The 19,615-nt window shown below is 45.3% G+C and carries 11 protein-coding genes, 11 tRNA genes and 2 rRNA genes (1 of these 24 only partly in view); all 24 read right to left on the bottom strand.

Going from position 1 to position 19,615, the window contains the following annotated elements; all coding sequences use genetic code 11:
* Positions 1-3: 3 nt before the first annotated feature.
* The gene (locus tag ACXHJ2_RS01370; RefSeq protein WP_165084414.1) at positions 4-1,428 is read right to left on the bottom strand and encodes a phage baseplate assembly protein V; all 1,425 of its coding nucleotides are present in this window, start codon (positions 1,426-1,428) and stop codon (positions 4-6) included.
* Positions 1,425-2,084 carry a hypothetical protein gene (locus ACXHJ2_RS01365; protein ID WP_165084412.1) on the bottom strand — a complete coding sequence of 220 codons (660 nt, stop codon included), beginning with the start codon at positions 2,082-2,084 and terminating at the stop codon, positions 1,425-1,427. Before ACXHJ2_RS01365 ends, ACXHJ2_RS01370 begins: the two co-directional genes overlap by 4 nt.
* Positions 2,085-2,106: 22 nt before the next feature.
* A complete protein-coding gene (locus ACXHJ2_RS01360; protein WP_102999288.1) occupies positions 2,107-2,664 on the bottom strand; it encodes a hypothetical protein in 558 nt (185 codons plus the stop codon).
* A 15-nt stretch (positions 2,665-2,679) separates the two neighbouring features.
* Positions 2,680-3,819, bottom strand: a complete 1,140-nt coding sequence (locus ACXHJ2_RS01355; RefSeq protein ID WP_165084411.1) for a pentapeptide repeat-containing protein — start codon at positions 3,817-3,819, stop codon at positions 2,680-2,682.
* Between the two features lie 1,077 nt (positions 3,820-4,896).
* Positions 4,897-6,729 carry a glutamine--fructose-6-phosphate transaminase (isomerizing) gene (gene glmS, locus ACXHJ2_RS01350; protein ID WP_165084409.1) on the bottom strand — a complete coding sequence of 611 codons (1,833 nt, stop codon included), beginning with the start codon at positions 6,727-6,729 and terminating at the stop codon, positions 4,897-4,899.
* Between the two features lie 630 nt (positions 6,730-7,359).
* Positions 7,360-8,700: a phosphoglucosamine mutase gene (glmM, locus tag ACXHJ2_RS01345; protein ID WP_165084407.1), complete on the bottom strand. Its 1,341-nt coding sequence runs from the start codon at positions 8,698-8,700 to the stop codon at positions 7,360-7,362.
* A gap of 60 nt (positions 8,701-8,760) precedes the next feature.
* Positions 8,761-10,230 (bottom strand): CdaR family protein, encoded by a 1,470-nt coding sequence (locus tag ACXHJ2_RS01340; RefSeq protein WP_165084405.1) that lies wholly within the window; start codon positions 10,228-10,230, stop codon positions 8,761-8,763.
* Entirely contained in the window at positions 10,227-11,060 is an 834-nt protein-coding gene (gene cdaA / locus ACXHJ2_RS01335) for a diadenylate cyclase CdaA (protein ID WP_013373237.1), read from the bottom strand. The genes ACXHJ2_RS01340 and cdaA overlap by 4 nt, the downstream gene beginning before the upstream one ends.
* A 221-nt stretch (positions 11,061-11,281) precedes the next feature.
* Positions 11,282-11,905, bottom strand: a complete 624-nt coding sequence (locus ACXHJ2_RS01330; protein WP_013373238.1) for an anti-sigma factor — start codon at positions 11,903-11,905, stop codon at positions 11,282-11,284.
* Between the two features lie 149 nt (positions 11,906-12,054).
* Positions 12,055-12,621, bottom strand: a complete 567-nt coding sequence (gene sigW / locus ACXHJ2_RS01325) for an RNA polymerase sigma factor SigW (protein ID WP_013373239.1) — start codon at positions 12,619-12,621, stop codon at positions 12,055-12,057.
* Positions 12,622-12,811: 190 nt separating this feature from the next.
* Complete coding sequence (gene ppc, locus ACXHJ2_RS01320) at positions 12,812-15,604, bottom strand: phosphoenolpyruvate carboxylase (RefSeq protein ID WP_025675905.1); 2,793 nt, start codon at positions 15,602-15,604, stop codon at positions 12,812-12,814.
* A gap of 726 nt (positions 15,605-16,330) precedes the next feature.
* A tRNA-Gly gene (locus tag ACXHJ2_RS01315) sits at positions 16,331-16,401 on the bottom strand.
* A 9-nt stretch (positions 16,402-16,410) separates the two neighbouring features.
* Positions 16,411-16,484, bottom strand: a tRNA-Pro gene (locus tag ACXHJ2_RS01310).
* 22 nt (positions 16,485-16,506) lie between these two features.
* Positions 16,507-16,583: transfer RNA gene (locus tag ACXHJ2_RS01305), tRNA-Arg, on the bottom strand.
* A gap of 5 nt (positions 16,584-16,588) precedes the next feature.
* A tRNA-Gly gene (locus tag ACXHJ2_RS01300) sits at positions 16,589-16,663 on the bottom strand.
* 10 nt (positions 16,664-16,673) lie between these two features.
* Positions 16,674-16,754, bottom strand: a tRNA-Leu gene (locus ACXHJ2_RS01295).
* Positions 16,755-16,765: 11 nt separating this feature from the next.
* Positions 16,766-16,841, bottom strand: a tRNA-Lys gene (locus ACXHJ2_RS01290).
* Between the two features lie 4 nt (positions 16,842-16,845).
* Positions 16,846-16,920, bottom strand: a tRNA-Gln gene (locus ACXHJ2_RS01285).
* A 55-nt stretch (positions 16,921-16,975) separates the two neighbouring features.
* Positions 16,976-17,051 (bottom strand) — tRNA-Val (locus ACXHJ2_RS01280).
* Between the two features lie 11 nt (positions 17,052-17,062).
* A tRNA-Glu gene (locus ACXHJ2_RS01275) sits at positions 17,063-17,134 on the bottom strand.
* A gap of 11 nt (positions 17,135-17,145) precedes the next feature.
* Positions 17,146-17,218, bottom strand: a tRNA-Thr gene (locus ACXHJ2_RS01270).
* Between the two features lie 3 nt (positions 17,219-17,221).
* A tRNA-Asn gene (locus ACXHJ2_RS01265) sits at positions 17,222-17,297 on the bottom strand.
* A gap of 18 nt (positions 17,298-17,315) precedes the next feature.
* Positions 17,316-17,432 (bottom strand): 5S ribosomal RNA (gene rrf, locus ACXHJ2_RS01260).
* A 78-nt stretch (positions 17,433-17,510) separates the two neighbouring features.
* A 23S ribosomal RNA gene (locus ACXHJ2_RS01255) occupies positions 17,511-19,615 on the bottom strand; it runs 825 nt beyond the window's last position.

The following is a 19,615-nucleotide window of genomic DNA, read 5'->3' as shown; positions in this document are numbered from 1 at the left end:
TTCTTAGTTTGTTTTCACTTCGCTACCCAGAACATTGGTTATTCCACCCAGCGATACGGTACTGCCTTTGCTCGTCATTTGAATTTCATCCCCAGCCGTGATTTTCACTTTACTGCCAGAATGAATGGAGATATTTCCTCCTGCTGAAAATTGAATCTGTTTATCACTTACAATGTGAATTCCATTTTTTTCATTTAACTGGATATACATCGTCCCCTCTTTACTGGTGATGACAATTTCATCAGGGGTTAATTTGATTTCCTTGCCGTGGGCGGTACGAAACAATTTGATGTCAGGGTGTGCAAGAGCATGTTGTCCCGTACTCTGATTCTTTTCGCGCAAAGATGTACTTGCCATGCCCTCTTCCTCGCGATGGGCAGGGAAATAGAGCAGCACGGTATCCCCGAGCTCAGGCATTACATACCATCCGCTATGGCCCTCCGCAGTATAAGGAGAAACATAGGTGAACCAGTGAGCCTTTGCAGGGTCCTGTGTGGCATCGATATGTAAATGCAGTTTGATACGATCCCGCTCTACCTGAATGACTTTACCTAGTAAAGACAGACCGCTAAGCTGCTCGTTAAACACCTCTCGGTGTCTCAATCCCTTGTGGGAAGTCAGGGTATACACGTGCTGCATCATTCCTTTTTGCATATGAGTGTCCACCTTGTACACATACAGATTTTTACCCTTAAAGGTAACGGTGCTGCCGAGCTCCAATACCTGCTCCGCCTCAACCCGGTAATCAATAAAATCATGCTCGTTTACATGTGCTGTATCATTGCCGTTAAAATAACGATAATCTCCAACTCGCTTGCTGACGGTATAATGATAATTGGTTAAGTCCAGTCCAGACTGGGTTTCCTCGACTCCAAAATAGCACTTGGGCACATCAAATACCGACGCAGGCGTGAGTGAAGTATGGTAACGCGAAGCGATCCGCTTGAGGAACTCCCAATCGGTTTCACGATATTGGACTGCTATACGGCCTAAAGCCGCTCCCCCTGTAGCCGAATCAATGATATCAAAACCGGGATAATCTGCTCCTACAGCCCGCAGTAATTCCTCAACCTTCATATTTTTGTCCTGAAACGACCTGTTCTTTTTATGAATATCCAGTTTATACGTGTGGGATATCGCCTCAACCTCCAGGTAATACACATCTCTGACCACTTTGACTTCCATATGGAGCACCGTTCCGTTAAATAGCGGTGTTGGAGTGCCTGCTTCATCTAGTTGCGACACACAAACTGGAGAATCGGCTTCGATCAACTGGACATAACTGTCTTGTAATTCTTCAGGCAAAATAGCGGTAAAAGAGAGCCGGGTGTGCTCATTCAGTCGCTTGGTCATATGCAGTTCCTGAATGCTAACCAATTCAAATGGTGTAATTTGCAGCCGATCATATGTAATATAGGTTAATGTCATAAGGGTTGATTTTCCTTTCGCTCAGACTCGATTTTCAACGTTAGCAGCATACTGAGGGCTATTGGCTGCCAGGTCGCCATCTCTTCATCCGTACAGTTAAAAGTACACATGAGCGCACGTCCTTCCAGCACCGTAAAAAAGGATAAATTATACACACGCGCATTCCATACTGGTGTCATAAATTCACAGTATCCAATCTGACACTCTTCGTTCTCCAGCACTTCATGGCCAAACCATTCAGTCAACTTCTGGGTTTGCTTCACCACCTGAGCCATCTCATCCGTAAAGTTCTCCAACTCTTCGGTTTGTAAAGGACTCTCGGTATGCTTGAAGGTTAAGTTAATCGTGCCTGTGTCATTGGTAAAAATAAAATCCGGACGATGATGAGAGGGATATTTTAATCGTTGCTCGTGCATGGGCATATCCCGAAAGCTCTTTGGCATCGTAATACTGATGCGTTCATCCAGCAAATGTCGCTGAGCAAAAATCAATCTTTTCCCACCGAGTTGCATAAATGTTTGTAAGGGCTGTCCAAACGGTTCCTTCCCGTGAGCGTGATTCAACCCTTCATGCTCAATTAAAGATTGATCATTTTCGGTATTTTCTGCTGTTACTGTGTGTAGCAACGAGACAATTTTCTTATCCAGATGTTCCATACATCATCCACTCCCATCTTTATTACTGCATGGCGACTTCCTGAAAGGTGATGCCACTTGTCCCTCTCCGTAACAGACTTTCCGCCAATGCCAGATTGACCAACATGCAGGTTTCACGCAACCCTTGGACTTGCAATAGGGATTTCCCCTCAGTACGTTTTCGATCTACGACCAGTTTCATCAATGTTCCTCCAGGACGAAATTGACTTTGCTCACCCAAACAATCCACTAATGGAGGTTGAATCATCCAATACAACTTTTGCTGCGAACGTTCCATATCTCGAAGTAAAGCCATTCGGCTGAACAAGCCCGGCACATAGACCTGTAACAATTCATGCACAGCATCAGATACCATCATCCTTGAACCCATTAGAAGATCAGGGTAAACTGTATAATCGTGACCATTAACCTTAAACTGTGCAGCATAAGATGGGGGCCAATTCGTCCAGTCATTTAGATCCATCATCTCTGCATTTGCCTCTTCATCCCACACGGGTACAGCGGCATACAACATCCGATCATCCTGCTGACAAAGGAAATACTCCACTATGCCACGTCCCTTCCATTCCGTTTGCCCCACATTGTGTTATCCAAATTAAGTTAGACTCTGTACGACTGGATGCATACCTAAACTAAATCGGGCTCCATCCAGCACCGCTTCTTTGAAGCAGGCTCCCTCAAACGCTGCACCCATAAAGTCAGCCCCCTGCAATATGGCCCCGGTGAAATCTGCATTCTTCAAGTAAGCTCCCTGAAACTGGGCTCCTGTAAGATCCGCCCCTGCAAAACTTACGGGTTGAAAACCAGGTCTTTCCCAATATTCAGACTGGTAAATTCCAGGTACAGCTATTGCATCCCGGAAAGATGCTCCTTTTAAAATGGCTTGTTCAAAACGGGCTTCCTGAATCAAACAGCCGCTAAAATCCGCTTCTTGTAAACAGGCTTTATTCCAACGGGAACCGATCAAATTGCCTCCTGTAAAAACACTATTGTTAAAAGAACTTTCACTCAAATCGGCATATTGCAGACGTATTCCCTCATAATCTCCTTGAGATCCGTTAATTCCCCGAAAAACTTCATGTATGTAGTCATATGGTTTCTTTTCCTCAAGCCACTCTATAATCACCGTCGAATCTTTGACACGCACATCCCGTTTATAAACGATTTCACTTTGGTCCAAATATTCTCCGACTCTCAGCTCGAAAAGATCTTCCAACTGTATTTCATGAGCAAACTGAATTTCATCTAACCATACTTCTGTGATACTAAAACGCGCCAAAGCCATGATATATTGGTGAATATGTATTGCCACGCGCAATTTCATCCTTTGAATATCATCCAATCCGATTCTTCCGCCATATTTTTTAGCGTGCTTACATAATTCAGTCTCCCACTCGTCCAAATAGCGAAATGCCCAATCTGCATCATAAATATCTCGGCAAGGATGGCGATCCATAAACCACGTCTTGTCCATGGCCTCCACTAAATAGGTCGCCCTTCCGTTTGCTAATTCGGTACGAAGCATGGAGTAAGATATATATCCCAACGCCTGCTTGGTACCTTCTCGCTGCATCTGCTTGACTTTCCCGAGTAGTTGCTCCAGTGAATTACGAAATGTCTTGGCCAAGGTATACTTATGGTTTTGAAAAGAGGCTTCCACCGCGAATAACATTTGGTGCTTAAGCGGTTCATAGACCTCATTTGCAAAATGTTGAAGAATTTCCTCACGATTCACGTTCCATCTCCTTTCTGGTTGCTGCATTTATATACTGCTATGCGTATTAAAGTAGCTGGTTATCTTAAACCGAAATCTAATATAAATGATATGTGAAATCATAATTTTCAAGGGTATATTTAACAATAAAACATCCTTATGTATGTATCGGATAGATTAGTGATTTTGTTTACAGAAAGAACCATAATACGTGTTATTTTCAATGTAAACAATAAAGACTTTGCTATACAACTAATCTATCAAATCGTATATCTTAGGAGAGTGAGTAAATATAATTAATTCCCCCCATCTTTCCTCGTTCTATATGATGTTTACAAATCATGATGAACCTTTAAGACTTAATAATCTCATTTCTATACTCTACTCAATAAAAAGCAAAAACCCGCTCAGAGAGCAGGATGAGCAGGTAGAGCAACGGGAGTCAAACCTCTTCCAAGAGGCAAAGAAACAGATTCTGCGGGTGTAGTGACAGGCTTCCCTTTCCCTGTCACTGAATAACTTCGAGTCTCCGGCTAGCCGCACTAGGAATCCCCCTTTGGAGACAGACGTTTGAGAATGACGTCTCTTTTGTTCATTTTATTGAATTAGCTCCGACACTTGATAAACACGAGAAAAAAAGTCTGGAACCACCAAAAATCGCCATACAAAGAAAGTTGGAAACTACTCCATTAGTGGATTTCACCACTCAATAAGGTATGGATCAACGTTTGAATAGTACTTCTATCTGTATCCTATAATGGTTACCTCAAAATAATTCCATTTGTAACACCTGATCTTGCGCGTCGTGCTTTTTTGTCAATTGACCGTTATTACAATTCCAATTATATTTGCAAACTTTATTTGATTTAAGTTGTTTGTTTTTCTAATAGTTCGAATTCGTTGGCCTATTGTAGACATAATTGCCTCCCTAAGCTAAAAAGATCCCGATATATCATCGGGATCTTTCTTGATGTTTGTAAAATGACTAGTTCCAGACTTTTTTTACTGGTTCCACAGTTTTTTTATTGGTTCCACAGTTTTTTTATTGGTTCCACACTTTTTTATCATCAGACAATTAATTTAGAATTTTATTAATGCTTATTCTACAGTAACACTTTTCGCCAGGTTACGTGGTTTATCAACATCATGACCCAGTGCAAGCGATGCATAGTAGGCTAACAATTGGAGAGCTATAACTGAAATGGCAGCCGACAGAATCGGAAGTGTTTTTGGAATTGCAAATACTTGATCCACGGATTTCAGTAGCTCAACAGCGTGCTCTTCATACGTGATTGCAAGCACGTCACCGCCACGAGCTTTAACTTCCTTAATGTTGCTCACGGTTTTTTCCAACACGGATTCCTGAGTTACCAAAGCGATAACTGGAATTCCCTCTTCGATCAATGCCAGTGTACCATGCTTCAACTCACCCGCAGCATATGCCTCGGAATGAATGTAGGAGATTTCCTTGAGTTTCAGGGAACCTTCCTGTACTACAGCATAGTCCTGACCACGACCAATAAAGAACAGGTGCTTGTTGCTAGCGATTTGCTCAGCATAGGCTTTGATCGCATCTGCTTTACTCAACATCTCTTCTACTTGCTCTGGTAGTGATTCCATAGCAGCCAGCACATGAGCTACTTGCTCATCCGTTTGTGTGCCGCGTACTTGAGCCAGATACAGACCCAACAGATAAAACGCAATCAACTGGGAAGAATACGCTTTGGTGGAGGCTACGGCAATTTCCGGTCCTGCCAGTGTAACCAACACATCATCTGCGTCACGGGCGATGGAGCTGCCGACTACGTTTGTAATCGCCAGTACATGCGCTCCGTTTGCTTGTGCTTCACGCAGTGCTGCCAAGGTATCAGCAGTTTCACCGGATTGACTCACCACGATCACCAATGTCTCAGGTGTTACGATAGGAGAACGGTAGCGATACTCGGAAGCTACATCGTTTTCTACCGGAATACGAGCCATACTTTCAATAACCGTACGGCCAATCAAACCAGCATTGTAAGCTGTACCACATGCTACAATTTGAATGTTGCGGATATTTTTAATTTGTTCTTCTGTCAGCTTCAGCTCTGGAAGAACAACTTTTTTAGTATCTTTATCGATACGGCCCAACATCGTATCACGGTAAGCCTTAGGCTGTTCGTGAATTTCTTTCAACATGAAATGCTCATAGCCGCCTTTTTCCGCTGTTACAGCATCCCATTCGACATGAATCATTTCCCGAGAAATAAATTGGCCTTCGATTGTCATTAATTCGACAGCATCACTAGTCAGAACAGCCATTTCGCCATCGTTCAAAATAAATACATTGCGTGTATATTTCAGAATAGCCGGAATGTCGGAACCGATAAAGTTCTCGCCTTCTCCCACACCAATAACCAGCGGGCTGGCTTGGCGAACAGCTACCAGCTTATTAGGCTCGTGCTCGGTCAGCACTCCCAGTGCAAAAGCACCACGCATAAAGGTAATTGCTTTTTGTACTGCTTTAACAATATCTCCTTTATACTCACGTGCAACCAGATGGGAAATAACTTCTGTGTCCGTTTCGGAAATAAAGGTATGACCTTCGCTGATCAGCTGTTCCTTCAGTTCCAGATAGTTCTCAATAATTCCGTTGTGAACTACAGAAAACTTTTGGCTCTCATCCAAATGCGGATGGGAGTTCTCATCAGAAGGTTTACCGTGCGTTGCCCAACGTGTATGTCCGATGCCTGCATGACCTACTAACGGCGTACCATCCAGTTTAGCTTCCAGGTTCGCCAGACGACCTTTTGCCTTGGCTACTTGCAGTCCTGAATCTGTAAACACGGCAATACCCGCAGAGTCATACCCGCGGTACTCCAGCTTCTTCAGTCCGTCAATCAATACCTCTTGCGTATTCTGATTACCAATATATCCTACAATGCCACACATATTCGTTATCCTCCCGATCATCATTTCACAAGACGACTCATCACAGGACTAACGTGTGCGGTAGATTGTGGAATAAAGTCCATTCATCTATGAAGTTGTCAATGATAACTATAGAATTTACAGGCATCTCTTCACGAATGTAACGAAATTCCCAAACCGCGCACGCCAATGATGATGGCCGCACATTCATGAAATGAATCTTATAATTTAGGTTATAAAATAATTAGGGCATCTACCGGTGCGTTGTGTAAACAGTTGCCTGTTCATTTTCCGCTGCCGGTTTACGGGTTGATGCTTCACCGGAAGGTCCCCGCCGAATGTTTCGAACACCTTCACCTCGTCAGCTTGCTTTGTCGTGAACCGATGCGAGCAATATCATCTCAACGGAATCTATTGCTTCTCCACCAAGTTCCCCCGCACAAAATCAAGCTCTGGCGCTTGTATTACGTTACCTCACAACCCACGCTTTCTCTATTTGAGTCACAACATCCCTATATTATATTCAGCAGAGCATCATTTGGCAATGACACTTTATTCATAATTACATCCTAAAGGCGTTAAATCCTTAGTGAATAACCGTAAATGCGGTTGCCTGCTTATGTTTAACAGGCAACCTACGTTTACAAAATTTTAAACTAATTCTTTTTTCACGACATCTACGATCTGTCCGACGAATCGCTCCAGCTCATCTTTGTCCGGGCCTTCGGCCATTACACGAATAAGCGACTCTGTACCTGAAGCACGGACCAATACACGCCCATTATCGCCCAATTGTTGTTCCACCTGCTCAATGGCTTCTGCAATCGCAGGATTCCCCTCGTAATTGCGTTTGTCCTGCACACGTACATTCACAAGCACTTGCGGATATTGTTTCATAAGCGATTTTAGCTCGCTCATCTTCTTGCCGGAAGCTTTCAGGGTATCTACCAACTGAATCCCCGTCAGCATGCCATCACCTGTCGTATTGTGGTCTAGGAAAATAACATGACCAGACTGCTCACCGCCCAGATTAAATCCACCCCGACGCATTTCTTCCATCACATAACGGTCTCCGACCGCAGTTTTTGCAGTCTTGAGAGCCAGCTTTTCAGTAGCTTTATAAAAACCGATATTACTCATTACTGTCGATACAATGGTGCTGTCCTTGAGTTTTCCAGCGCGGTTCATTGCATCCCCGCAAATACAGAGAATGTAGTCTCCATCTACCTCTTCCCCGTTCTCATCAATTGCGATCAGGCGATCAGCATCGCCGTCAAAGGCAAGCCCAATATCCGCTTTCAAGCGGCGCACTTCCTCTTTCAGCTTTTCAGGATGAGTCGAGCCACAATGATCATTGATATTCAATCCGTTTGGCTCCGCTCCGATCGTGTGCACTTCAGCTCCCAAATCCGCAAAAAGCTTCGGCGCCAGCTCATAAGCTGCTCCGTTTGCACAGTCCAATACAATTTTTAGACCTTCAAAAGAATGACTAATTGTTGTTTTCAAAAACTCCAGATAATCGTAGCGGGAATGCTCGTCTACAACAACCGTGCCCAACCCGTTGCCAATCGGACGAGGCAATTGGTCTTCTTTTGCATCCATAAGCTCTTCAATTTTCAATTCCGTTTCATCGGTTAATTTAAACCCATCGCCGCCAAAAAACTTAATCCCGTTGTCCTCAACAGGATTGTGAGATGCTGAGATCATTACACCAGCGTCCGCTTTCAATTGCCGTGTGAGATATGCCACCCCAGGCGTCGAAACAATACCTAGGCGAACCACATTAGCCCCAATGGACAACAACCCGGCTACCAGTGCCGATTCCAACATCAGCCCGGATATTCGTGTATCCATACCAATCACAACTGTCGGTTTCTCTACATTACCTGCTAAGACATATCCGCCGCAGCGGCCAATGTTATATGCCAGTTCGGCTGTTAGTTCCTGATTAGCAATGCCTCGTACACCATCTGTACCAAAATATTTCCCCATGTAAAATGACTCCCTTTTTTTGTCTAATAAATCTTGATCATTTACTACAGATAAAACATGTTATGGCTGACTGTTCTCCGAGGTTCCATTCGCAGAAGATTCTGCGCCGTTATGAGGATTTGTTTTATCCTCCGCAGCTGCGTTGTCCCCGGTATTAGCGTCAGAGTTGCCACCTTGATTGCCCTGCCCCTCCTGTGGCCTCTCCTGCCCCTTATCACCACTACCAGAGGGGTTTGATTCATTCTCACTATTCGGATTCGTTACAGCAGGCGTAGAAGGGCTCTCAATGTTTACCGTTGCCTTTAGTTGGCCGGCATTCCCGGCTTGTGTAATGTATTTAGGCAAGCCTACTTTCAAAGTAACCTCGTGTTGACCAGCCGAGAGGCCACTTACATTTGCCACCAAACTAACGTCATCATTGGTTAAATTGTTTACCAAATCCTGAGGACCCTTCACAGTAACATCCATCGTCTTGCCTGTGGGCGCTATGAAAGTCGCATTACCTCCATCTCCTGCACCTTGTAAAACGATTGGGATGCCTGACAGCGTCCGTTCCGTATCTGTAACTTCATTGGAAGGAACGACAGTCACCTGAATTTGTATTGACCCTGGCTCGATTTTATCAGAACCTGAGGGAGCTGCCAAATTAGCTTGAACCGTACGGGTCCCCGCTTCCGTAAATTGACTCAGATCGAGTGTAACCGTGACATAAGAGCTGAGGCTGCTTAATACATCCTGTGATGCATATACCGCTGCTTCCTTCACGTTTGCGTTTACTTTAGAAAGCGCCAATCCGTCTGGCAGCTCTCCAGAATAGACTATCTTGACAGGCACAGACTTCGCCTGCTGAGTGACTGGGATTTCAACGGACACCGTGGATGGCTCAATGACCGCACCTGTGAGTTCCTGCCCCTTTTTGTTATAGGCCTTCAGCTTTACCCGTTTCTGTTCAAACTTTTCTGAGATGCCATCCGTGTTAACAGTCCCTTGCACCGCAGTAACGGTATTCAGCTGGCTTTTGGGTAAGGTAACCTTTACCGTTTGAGGAGCAATCACAGGCTTACCGAGCTGTAGCCCCGCATCTGGACTACCCTTAGGTACTATAGATACATTAAATGATTTCGTTTGTTTTTCCTCAATTGTTACTGTAACACGGTTAGGAGTCATCGATACCAATTCCACCCCATCCGGCAAATCCGGTTCAAGTGACAATGTTTTAGTACCTGCTCCTAATCCGCTTAAGTTTAGTTTTGCCTGATAATTATCCGCGAAAAAAGTAGTCAGGACAGAGCGCTGTCCTCTGACCTCCATCTTTACATGATCCGTGTCCATAGTAGACAGCACATATTTTGAATCATCCAGACCACTGGCCTGAATGGCCACATTATCAATTATTTTATTATTATAGGAAACGGTCAACGTAGACGAAGGTGTACCTGTATCCAGATGAACCATTCCCCACAGCATTATAGCAACCGCAAGCGCCAATATCTTGGAAATCGTATTATTGTTAATCCATTTGTCCATCATGAATTTCCACGGCCTCCCCTCCGATTCCAGAATGAGCCGCGTTTTTCCTTCAGTGACGGTGTTGGCCGCAACTCCTCATACAGCTTGGAGATTAGGGATTCTTCCTTAATGTCTCGCACGACCTGACCATTGATAGCCAACGAAATTTGCCCTGTTTCCTCCGATACCACGACAGTTACGGCATCGGTTACCTCACTCACGCCAATTGCAGCCCGATGACGGGTTCCCAACTCCTTGCTAATGAAGGGATTTTCCGATAATGGCAAATAGCAGGCCGCAGAAGCAATCTGTTTATTTTGTATAATCACCGCACCATCATGCAAAGGCGTATTGGGAATGAAGATGTTAATTAGCAGTTCAGAACTAACTACGGCCTGTGTCTTGATACCAGACTCCGTATATTCGTTCAGTCCTGTCTCGCGCTCGAATACGACCAATGCTCCTATTTTTCTACGTGATAAATAATTCAGCGCCTTAATCATTTCTCCAATTAACTTATTGATTTCTTCATCATCTACTGACGAACGCCCAAATAATTTACCACGTCCCAACTGCTCTAGAGCACGACGCAACTCAGGTTGAAAAATAATAAAAATAGCCACTACACCAAAGGTGAACATCTGATTCATCAACCACTTGAGCGTGTACAAATCAAACCAGGTACTAACCGCCCAAATAACGACCAGGAACAGAATTCCTTTTAACAATTGAACTGCTCGCGTTCCGCGAACAAGTAAAATAAGCTGATACATAATATAGGTTACGATTAAAATGTCGATAATATCTTTAATGGACTCTTTCCAAGTCAGGTCCGCAAAATAATCCAACATGCGCATGCCCCCGCAATTTTCTGTAGTGAGTGGGTGTAATATGTACACAGTATGCTCTCTCTATCTAGGTTATAACGATCAGGCTCACGTTGCAAGCTGTGCGACAAAAGAATCACCAAAATAAGTAAAATACAGTACGATTCGCCAGATTCATATACAAAAAAACGCCTTTTCCAGCGGAAAAAGGCGCTCGATATCGTTCTTGCCATTTCAAGCTTCTTTTATGGAGAAGACGGTCCCCCGAACAAATCGGTAACCTTGTACCAAATCCAGTCCAAGGTTTGATCGATACTTTTAACCTGTCCTGCAATATGGGCGGTTGAAGCTTGATAGTAAGAGCCGTCAATCACAGTAAGATTTCCTTCCACATCACCGTATACACGGGCCTCACCATTTTGTACTGTTAAATCTCCGGCAATGGATTTCCCTTCAGGTACAATTACAGTATCGCCCTGAATAACAACTTGATCTAGATTGCTTCCTTTGACTACCAATTGATGGTCCGTGCTAGAAAAGCTGGCCATACTTGAGCATATCACAATAAGGAAGAAGGCGGCAGCTGTTACAGCGGGATGCCTCTTCACCCAAGTTAGCATAGGCACCGCAGGCTGTCTTTTATGCGGCGGCAAAGCATTCATAATGCGAAATGTCAGCTCATCCGATACACACGGCACTTGATGATAGCGTGTACCGTAAAGCATCGCATCCGTCCGCTCCAGCTCTTTAAAACGCATGCGGCATTCCGGGCAGTCTAACAAGTGTTGTTCCAACTCATGTTTGTCCTGCTCAGACAGGTCGCCATCTAGATAGTCATGCATAAAAGAGACGGCTTGTTTGCAATCCATATGAGCCAATCCTTTCTAATATTCTTCCGTGTTTCTCAACATAACATGCTCCGGCTTAGAAACTTTGCTCATCTTACATACGTTACAACGAGCATTATGTTTCATAAAAACATCTCGCAGGCTCTTTTCCTAGAATGTATGCACATCATTTATAGCTTGTGCTCCAATTTTTTGCGTAGAAAATCCCGTCCCCTGTGTACTCTTGTCTTAATTGTGGTAACTGGAAGATTGAGCACATCGCTAATTTCCTGCAAGGAAAGCTCCTGCAAGTACCGTAAAACCATAATCGTCTTGTATTTATCAGGAAGGCTGTCAATGGCGTCATGAATTAAAGCTTGCGTTTCCGACAACAGCGTACTCCCTTCAGGGGTAAGCTCTTCACTAGCAAGCATGGCGTACCCATCAACACCTTCTTGATCATTCATTTCAGCATCAAGTGAGTATGTAGGTTTTCTTCTTCGCAGACGATCAATGCACAGATTTGTAGCAATCCGATAAATCCAGGTTGAGAACTTCTGCCCATGGTCATACTTTTCCAAGTTGCGATACACACGCAAAAAAGTTTCCTGCACCAAATCCTCCGCCTCATGACGATTACCTAGCATCCGGTAGGAAAGATGAAAAATCCGATCTTTATATAACTCGACTAACTCCGCAAAAGCTCGCTGATCACCTTTTTGCACCAGCCTAACCAAGCGGCTTTCCATATTATCCACTCTATACTCCCCCAGACTTGCTGATGGGTTACTTATTATATGTTTATGATTATTCATCGTAGTTTAATTTTATCCAGAAATCAACTGAAGTATGGACACAAGTAACAAACTCGTGCGTCATTACTATAAACACAGCACAATCGGGCACTCCATGAGTACCCGATTGCCTGTATCATACAGCCAAACTATATCAGCCTGTGTTTCTCAAGCCTGCGGCAATTCCGTTAATCGTCAACAGTACCTCACGCAGCATTTCAGCATCATCACCGTTCTGATTACGCAACTCGCGCAGCTCACTTAGCAATTGAACCTGCAAATAACTTAACGGATCGACATAAGGATTACGCAACCGGATAGATTCCTGAATAACAGGTACATCGTCCAAAATCTCAGATTGTCCGGTTATTTTCAAAATCAACTCAGATGTCAGCTTGAACTCTGCAGAAATCTGTCCAAATATACGTTGTCGTGCTTCTTCATTATCCGACATCCCAGCGTACTCCTCTGCAATCAGCAAATCCGCTTTAGCGATTGCCATTTGCAGTGTATCAATAAGCGACCGGAAGAAAGCAGAGTCTCTAAACATCGTTTGCAGCACTTTAAGGTTATCTTCATTGTTTTGATAGTAGCTTTGCAAACCAGTTCCTGCCGCATACCAAGCGGGTAGCAAGTAACGACTTTGTGTCCACGCAAAAACCCACGGAATGGCACGCAAGTCCTCAAAACGTTCGCTATTCTTACGCTTGGACGGGCGAGATCCAATATTCAGCTCGCCTACCTCAGGCAACGGTGTAGATTCTTTGAAGAAACTGAAGAAATCCGGGTCTCGGAAAATCAAATCTTGATACTTCTCCAGTGATACCTCGGAAATACGGGCAATAATCTCCTCCCAGCTTTCCTCGAACACTTCTTTCTTTCCCGAGCGATGATAGGCAGCAGCCGTAATTAACGCCGATGTCGCCTGCTCCAAGCTCCGATATGCAATCCCCTTGAGCGAATAGCGGGATGATAGCACTTCGCCTTGCTCTGTAATCTTAATTCCTCCACCAATGGTATGAGGAGGCTGAGCCAGAATACTGCGGTTAAGTGGCATTCCTCCACGCCCCAGCGCTCCTCCACGTCCGTGGAAAAACTTCACTTTTGCGCCATACTCGTTTACTACTTCCGTAATGCTATTCATAGCGACCCGAAGTTCCCAGTTCGCTGTAACCACACCGCCATCCTTATTACTATCCGAGTAGCCAAGCATGATCTCCTGAAGCTCATCCATGGCGGCTACAGATTGTCGATATACAGGCAGGTTCATCAATCTTCTCATAATATCAGGTGCAGCGTGCAAATCATCTATCGTTTCGAACAAAGGAACGGATTGCAGCGTACAGATGACAGTGCCATCCTTCTCGATGCGGAACAGGCCCACCTCTTTGGCTAATACCATGACCTCAAGCAAATCACTGGCCCCTTGGGTCATACTGATCAAGTAGCTTGTAATGGACTGCTTGCCAAATTCCTCCTGAGCCAAATAAATCGTACGATATACATCAAGACATTCCTGTGTGCTATCGCTATATTTTAAATACGGCGAAGTAATCGGACGCGGTTCATTCAGCAGCTGTTCCAGCAGATCTATTTTTTCTTCCTCTGACAACTTACTGTAATCTGACACAATATTCATTTTAGAAAGAATTTCAGTCATCGCATTTTCATGTTCCTGACTATGCTGACGCACATCCAGCGTAGCCGTATGAAACCCGAATAGCTCTACCTGACGAATCATCTTTTGGATATACGTGTCTGCCACATAATCAGCAAAATGATGGCGCAAGCTGTTGTCAATAACATTCAGGTCTGCAATAAGTTCCTCCGCGGAGCTGTAGCGCTCCTTGGTACCCTGTTTGCTTTCATCCAAAACGTTATTCACCTTAGCAATCATATATGCCAGTTTGATGCGATAAGGTTCTTTTTCGTTATGCCATACTTCCATTTTTTTAAGTGTGATGTGGGCGCGGTCTTCTTCAATAGAAGCCAACAAATCATCAGAAACCCGCACAATGCTGGTACTGAAGCTCAAGTAACCCATGAGTTCTTTCAGCGTGTGCTGATATTCTCTCAAAGCCAACTTGCGCTGCATACGTAATGTTTCCCAAGTCACATGAGATGTAACAGATGGATTCCCGTCTCGGTCTCCACCGATCCAAGAACCAAATCTCAAATAAGTTGGAATGTGCCATTTTTGCTCAGGATAATATTTGACCAAACATCGTTCCAGTTCTTGGTATACATCCGGCAATACATGAAACAAGGTCTCATGAAAATAATACATTCCATTTCTTACTTCATCTAATACAGTTGGCTTTCGATCACGTAGCTCATCGGTCTGCCACAATGTAATTACTTCATTAAGCAGATTTTCCCGTACCTGTTCTCGCTCACGCAAGGTAAGCATCGGATTATCCAGCAGCATGACATCTTCGGAAATACGTTTGTGGATATCCAGGATTACTCGTCGTGTTGCTTCTGTAGGATGTGCAGTCATGACCAGCTCCAAAGAGAGTTCATTCAGCATGTTGCTAACGTCCTCTGCGGAGAAGCCTCCTTGTTTAAGCTCCTGAACGGAACTTTCGATAGAACCGGGTTGAACCTCTTCACCAGCTGAATGCTCATAATCCCGCTTACGACGAATACGATGGTTCTGCTCAGCGATATTCACCAACTGAAAGTAAATCGCAAACGCGCGAATAACCTGGTGACGAATATCCGTATCCAGTCCACTGACCATTTGTTTGAAATTCTCGTATAACTCCGGCTGATACCCGGCACGTAACGATTTACTTGCCTCACGTATTTTCTCCACGATATCCAAAAGTTCGTTGCCACCCTGATGAACCAAAACCTCACCAAGAATATTTCCTAGAAAACGAACGTCCCGCCGTAGCAGATTGTTGGATTGGTTTTTGTTAGCGGTTAACGTAAGCTCAGTCATGCTTTTCCCCCCATCTGATCTGTTCCACACCTATTCAGTTGTAGCAAAGGTACGTATACACACGAAATTTGACACTTTCTTAACATCATACAATAAAAACGTATGAAAAGCTGCAAAATTTACAGGAAAAAATCATGCTTTTGAAATACTTTTTTGGAGAATATATTGGTTATATATACATAATAATGAAATTTAAAAATTAAATCTGATTTTATAGCTATTGATGTGCGAAACTTTATGCACAGTCTCTTTTAAAAGGTGCGTTTTCAAAGGTACAAATTCTTGTGTCATGATGTGTATATGTTTATTATTTGTTGACAAAGTGAAATTCATTGCGCTCTATCCACAAAGATATACACAAAAAAGCCATAATCTCAGTATTCTAAATCTGTTTACTCATTAATCTCTACGTGTTACCCACATAAATAAAGAAGAGTGTGCACAACAAAAGGAGCAGATGTAGAGTTATCACCATGAATTTCGCAACATAATAATTATAGGATTCCTATTTTCAATGGATTTGATCACGAATTTAGCCTTACTACAGGAAAAAGGGGACCGTAAGAGGGGAAATCCGGGTCTAGGTGATAAAAGCCTATATAGGATATGCACAAGTCATCCCCAACCGTGCATGACAAGAGGCATCATTTAATGCTCTATATACATAGAAGTTAATGTATTGTGGACAAAATAAAAAGAAGCCTTTCGGCTTCTAGGTAATCGGTAAGCGGGTGATGGGAATCGAACCCACGCTATCAGCTTGGAAGGCTGAAGTTCTACCATTGAACTACACCCGCAAATCAGTATCGGGATGACACGATTTGAACATGCGACCCCCTGGTCCCAAACCAGGTGCTCTACCAAGCTGAGCTACATCCCGATATTATATTATTTTAAAAAGATGGCGCGCCCTGAGAGATTCGAACTCCCGGCCTTTTGATTCGTAGTCAAACGCTCTATCCAGCTGAGCTAAGGGCGCAAATATGGAGCGGACGACGGGAATCGAACCCGCGACCCTCGCCTTGGCAAGGCGATGCTCTACCGCTGAGCCACGTCCGCAAAAACAGGATGCGCGTGGAGGGACTTGAACCCCCACGTCAAAGACGCTAGATCCTAAGTCTAGTGCGTCTGCCAATTCCGCCACACGCGCATGTAATACAATGGTGAGCCATGAAGGACTCGAACCTTCGACACCCTGATTAAAAGTCAGGTGCTCTACCAACTGAGCTAATGGCTCTTAATGGCTGGGGATATAGGATTTGAACCTATGCATGACGGAGTCAAAGTCCGTTGCCTTACCGCTTGGCTAATCCCCAATATGCATATGATTCACAATTCCCCTATATTTCATCCATGTAAGAGAATAAAATATGGTGGAGGCTGAGGGGATCGAACCCCCGACCCTCTGCTTGTAAGGCAGATGCTCTCCCAGCTGAGCTAAGCCTCCATACTATCCTATGACCCGTAGGGGATTCGAACCCCTGTTACCTCCGTGAAAGGGAGGTGTCTTAACCCCTTGACCAACGGGCCATCCTGTAACAAGCTCTCAACCGGGATCGAACCGGTGACCTCATCCTTACCATGGATGCACTCTACCTACTGAGCTATGAGAGCAAATGGCTCCCCGAACAGGACTCGAACCTGTGACAACTCGATTAACAGTCGAGTGCTCTACCAACTGAGCTATCAGGGAATAATAATTATAAAACTCGCTTGGCGGCGTCCTACTCTCCCAGGACCCTGCGGTCCAAGTACCATCGGCGCTGGAGGGCTTAACGGTCGTGTTCGGGATGGGTACGTGTGGAACCCCTCCGCTATCGCCACCAAACATGAATTTGCCTCGCAAATTCTAACTTCAAGGTTACACCTTGAAAACTGGATCCGAAACTTCCTTGCGCTTTATCTTTAGGATAAGCCCTCGACCGATTAGTATTGGTCAGCTCCATGCATTACTGCACTTCCACCCCCAACCTATCTACCTCGTCGTCTTCAAGGGGTCTTACTAATTGGGAAATCTCATCTTGAGGGGGGCTTCACGCTTAGATGCTTTCAGCGCTTATCCCTTCCGTACATAGCTACCCAGCGGTGCTCCTGGCGGAACAACTGGTACACCAGCGGTACGTCCATCCCGGTCCTCTCGTACTAAGGACAGCTCCTCTCAAATTTCCTACGCCCACGACAGATAGGGACCGAACTGTCTCACGACGTTCTGAACCCAGCTCGCGTACCGCTTTAATGGGCGAACAGCCCAACCCTTGGGACCTACTTCAGCCCCAGGATGCGATGAGCCGACATCGAGGTGCCAAACCTCCCCGTCGATGTGGACTCTTGGGGGAGATAAGCCTGTTATCCCCAGGGTAGCTTTTATCCGTTGAGCGATGGCCCTTCCATGCGGTACCACCGGATCACTAAGCCCGACTTTCGTCCCTGCTCGACTTGTAGGTCTCGCAGTCAAGCTCCCTTCTGCCTTTGCACTCTTCGAATGATTTCCAACCATTCTGAGGGAACCTTGGGGCGCCTCCGTTACTCTTTAGGAGGCGACCGCCCCAGTCAAACTGCCCACCTGACACTGTCCTCGCACCGGATCACGGTACCAAGTTAGAACCTAGATACGATCAGGGTGGTATCCCAAGGATGCCTCCTCTCAAGCTGGCGCTCAAGATTCAACGGCTCCCACCTATCCTGTACAGATCGTACCCAAATTCAATATCAAGCTGCAGTAAAGCTCCATGGGGTCTTTCCGTCTTGTCGCGGGTAACCTGCATCTTCACAGGTATTAAAATTTCACCGGATCTCTCGTTGAGACAGCGCCCAAGTCGTTACGCCATTCGTGCGGGTCAGAATTTACCTGACAAGGAATTTCGCTACCTTAGGACCGTTATAGTTACGGCCGCCGTTTACTGGGGCTTCGGTTCATAGCTTCGCTCTAAAAGAGCTTACCACTCCCCTTAACCTTCCAGCACCGGGCAGGCGTCAGCCCGTATACTTCGCCTTGCGGCTTCGCACAGACCTGTGTTTTTGCTAAACAGTCGCTTGGGCCTTTTCACTGCGGCCCCCTCGGGCTATTCACCCTACCGAGGCACCCCTTCTCCCGAAGTTACGGGGTCATTTTGCCGAGTTCCTTAACGAGAGTTCTTCCGCGCGCCTTAGAATTCTCTTCTCGCCTACCTGTGTCGGTTTGCGGTACGGGCACCTTCTCCTGGCTAGAGGCTTTTCTTGGCAGTCTGAGATCATGACCTTCGCTACTATAATTTTCGCTCCCCATCACAGCCCAGCCTTAACGATGTGCGGATTTGCCTACACATCAGCCTCACTGCTTAGACGGACATCCATCAGTCCGCGTCACTACCCTACTGCGTCACCCCATCGCTCATCACGGATTACGGTGGTACAGGAATTTCTACCTGTTGTCCTTCGACTACGCCTATCGGCCTCGCCTTAGGTCCCGACTTACCCTGAGCGGACGAACCTTCCTCAGGAACCCTTAGGCTTTCGGCGGATCTGATTCTCACAGATCTTTTCGTTACTCATACCGGCATTCTCACTTGAATGCAGTCCAGCGCTCCTTCCGGTACACCTTCAACCCGCATTCAACGCTCCCCTACCCCTGATGCAAGCATCAAGCCATAGCTTCGGTGGTGTGTTTAGCCCCGTTACATTTTCGGCGCAGAGTCACTCGACCAGTGAGCTATTACGCACTCTTTCAATGGTGGCTGCTTCTAAGCCAACATCCTGGTTGTCTGTGCAACTCCACATCCTTTCCCACTTAACACACACTTGGGGACCTTAGCTGATGGTCTGGGCTGTTTCCCTTTCGACAATGGATCTTAGCACTCACTGTCTGACTCCCGGAACTAAATCCATGGCATTCGGAGTTTGACTGAGCTTGGTAACCCTTGCGGGCCCCGCACCCAATCAGTGCTCTACCTCCACGATTCTTCTTTCCGAGGCTAGCCCTAAAGCTATTTCGGGGAGAACCAGCTATCTCCGGGTTCGATTGGAATTTCTCCG

The organism is Paenibacillus sp. ALE3, from assembly GCF_054113405.1.
Note: the sequence above shows the minus strand (reverse complement) of the source record. Positions and strands in the feature narration are given on the sequence as shown.

Bases quoted from the DNA above. Each gene is read 5' to 3' on its own strand.
- ACXHJ2_RS01340 (WP_165084405.1), bottom strand. From the start codon at position 10,230: ATGATGGACAAATGGATTAACAATAATACGATTTCCAAGATATTGGCG.
- ACXHJ2_RS01330 (WP_013373238.1), bottom strand. From the start codon at position 11,905: ATGGATTGCAAACAAGCCGTCTCTTTTATGCATGACTATCTAGATGGC.
- glmM (WP_165084407.1), bottom strand. From the start codon at position 8,700: ATGGGGAAATATTTTGGTACAGATGGTGTACGAGGCATTGCTAATCAG.
- ACXHJ2_RS01365 (WP_165084412.1), bottom strand. From the start codon at position 2,084: ATGGAACATCTGGATAAGAAAATTGTCTCGTTGCTACACACAGTAACA.
- glmS (WP_165084409.1), bottom strand. From the start codon at position 6,729: ATGTGTGGCATTGTAGGATATATTGGTAATCAGAATACGCAAGAGGTA.
- ppc (WP_025675905.1), bottom strand. From the start codon at position 15,604: ATGACTGAGCTTACGTTAACCGCTAACAAAAACCAATCCAACAATCTG.
- cdaA (WP_013373237.1), bottom strand. From the start codon at position 11,060: ATGTTGGATTATTTTGCGGACCTGACTTGGAAAGAGTCCATTAAAGAT.
- ACXHJ2_RS01370 (WP_165084414.1), bottom strand. From the start codon at position 1,428: ATGACATTAACCTATATTACATATGATCGGCTGCAAATTACACCATTT.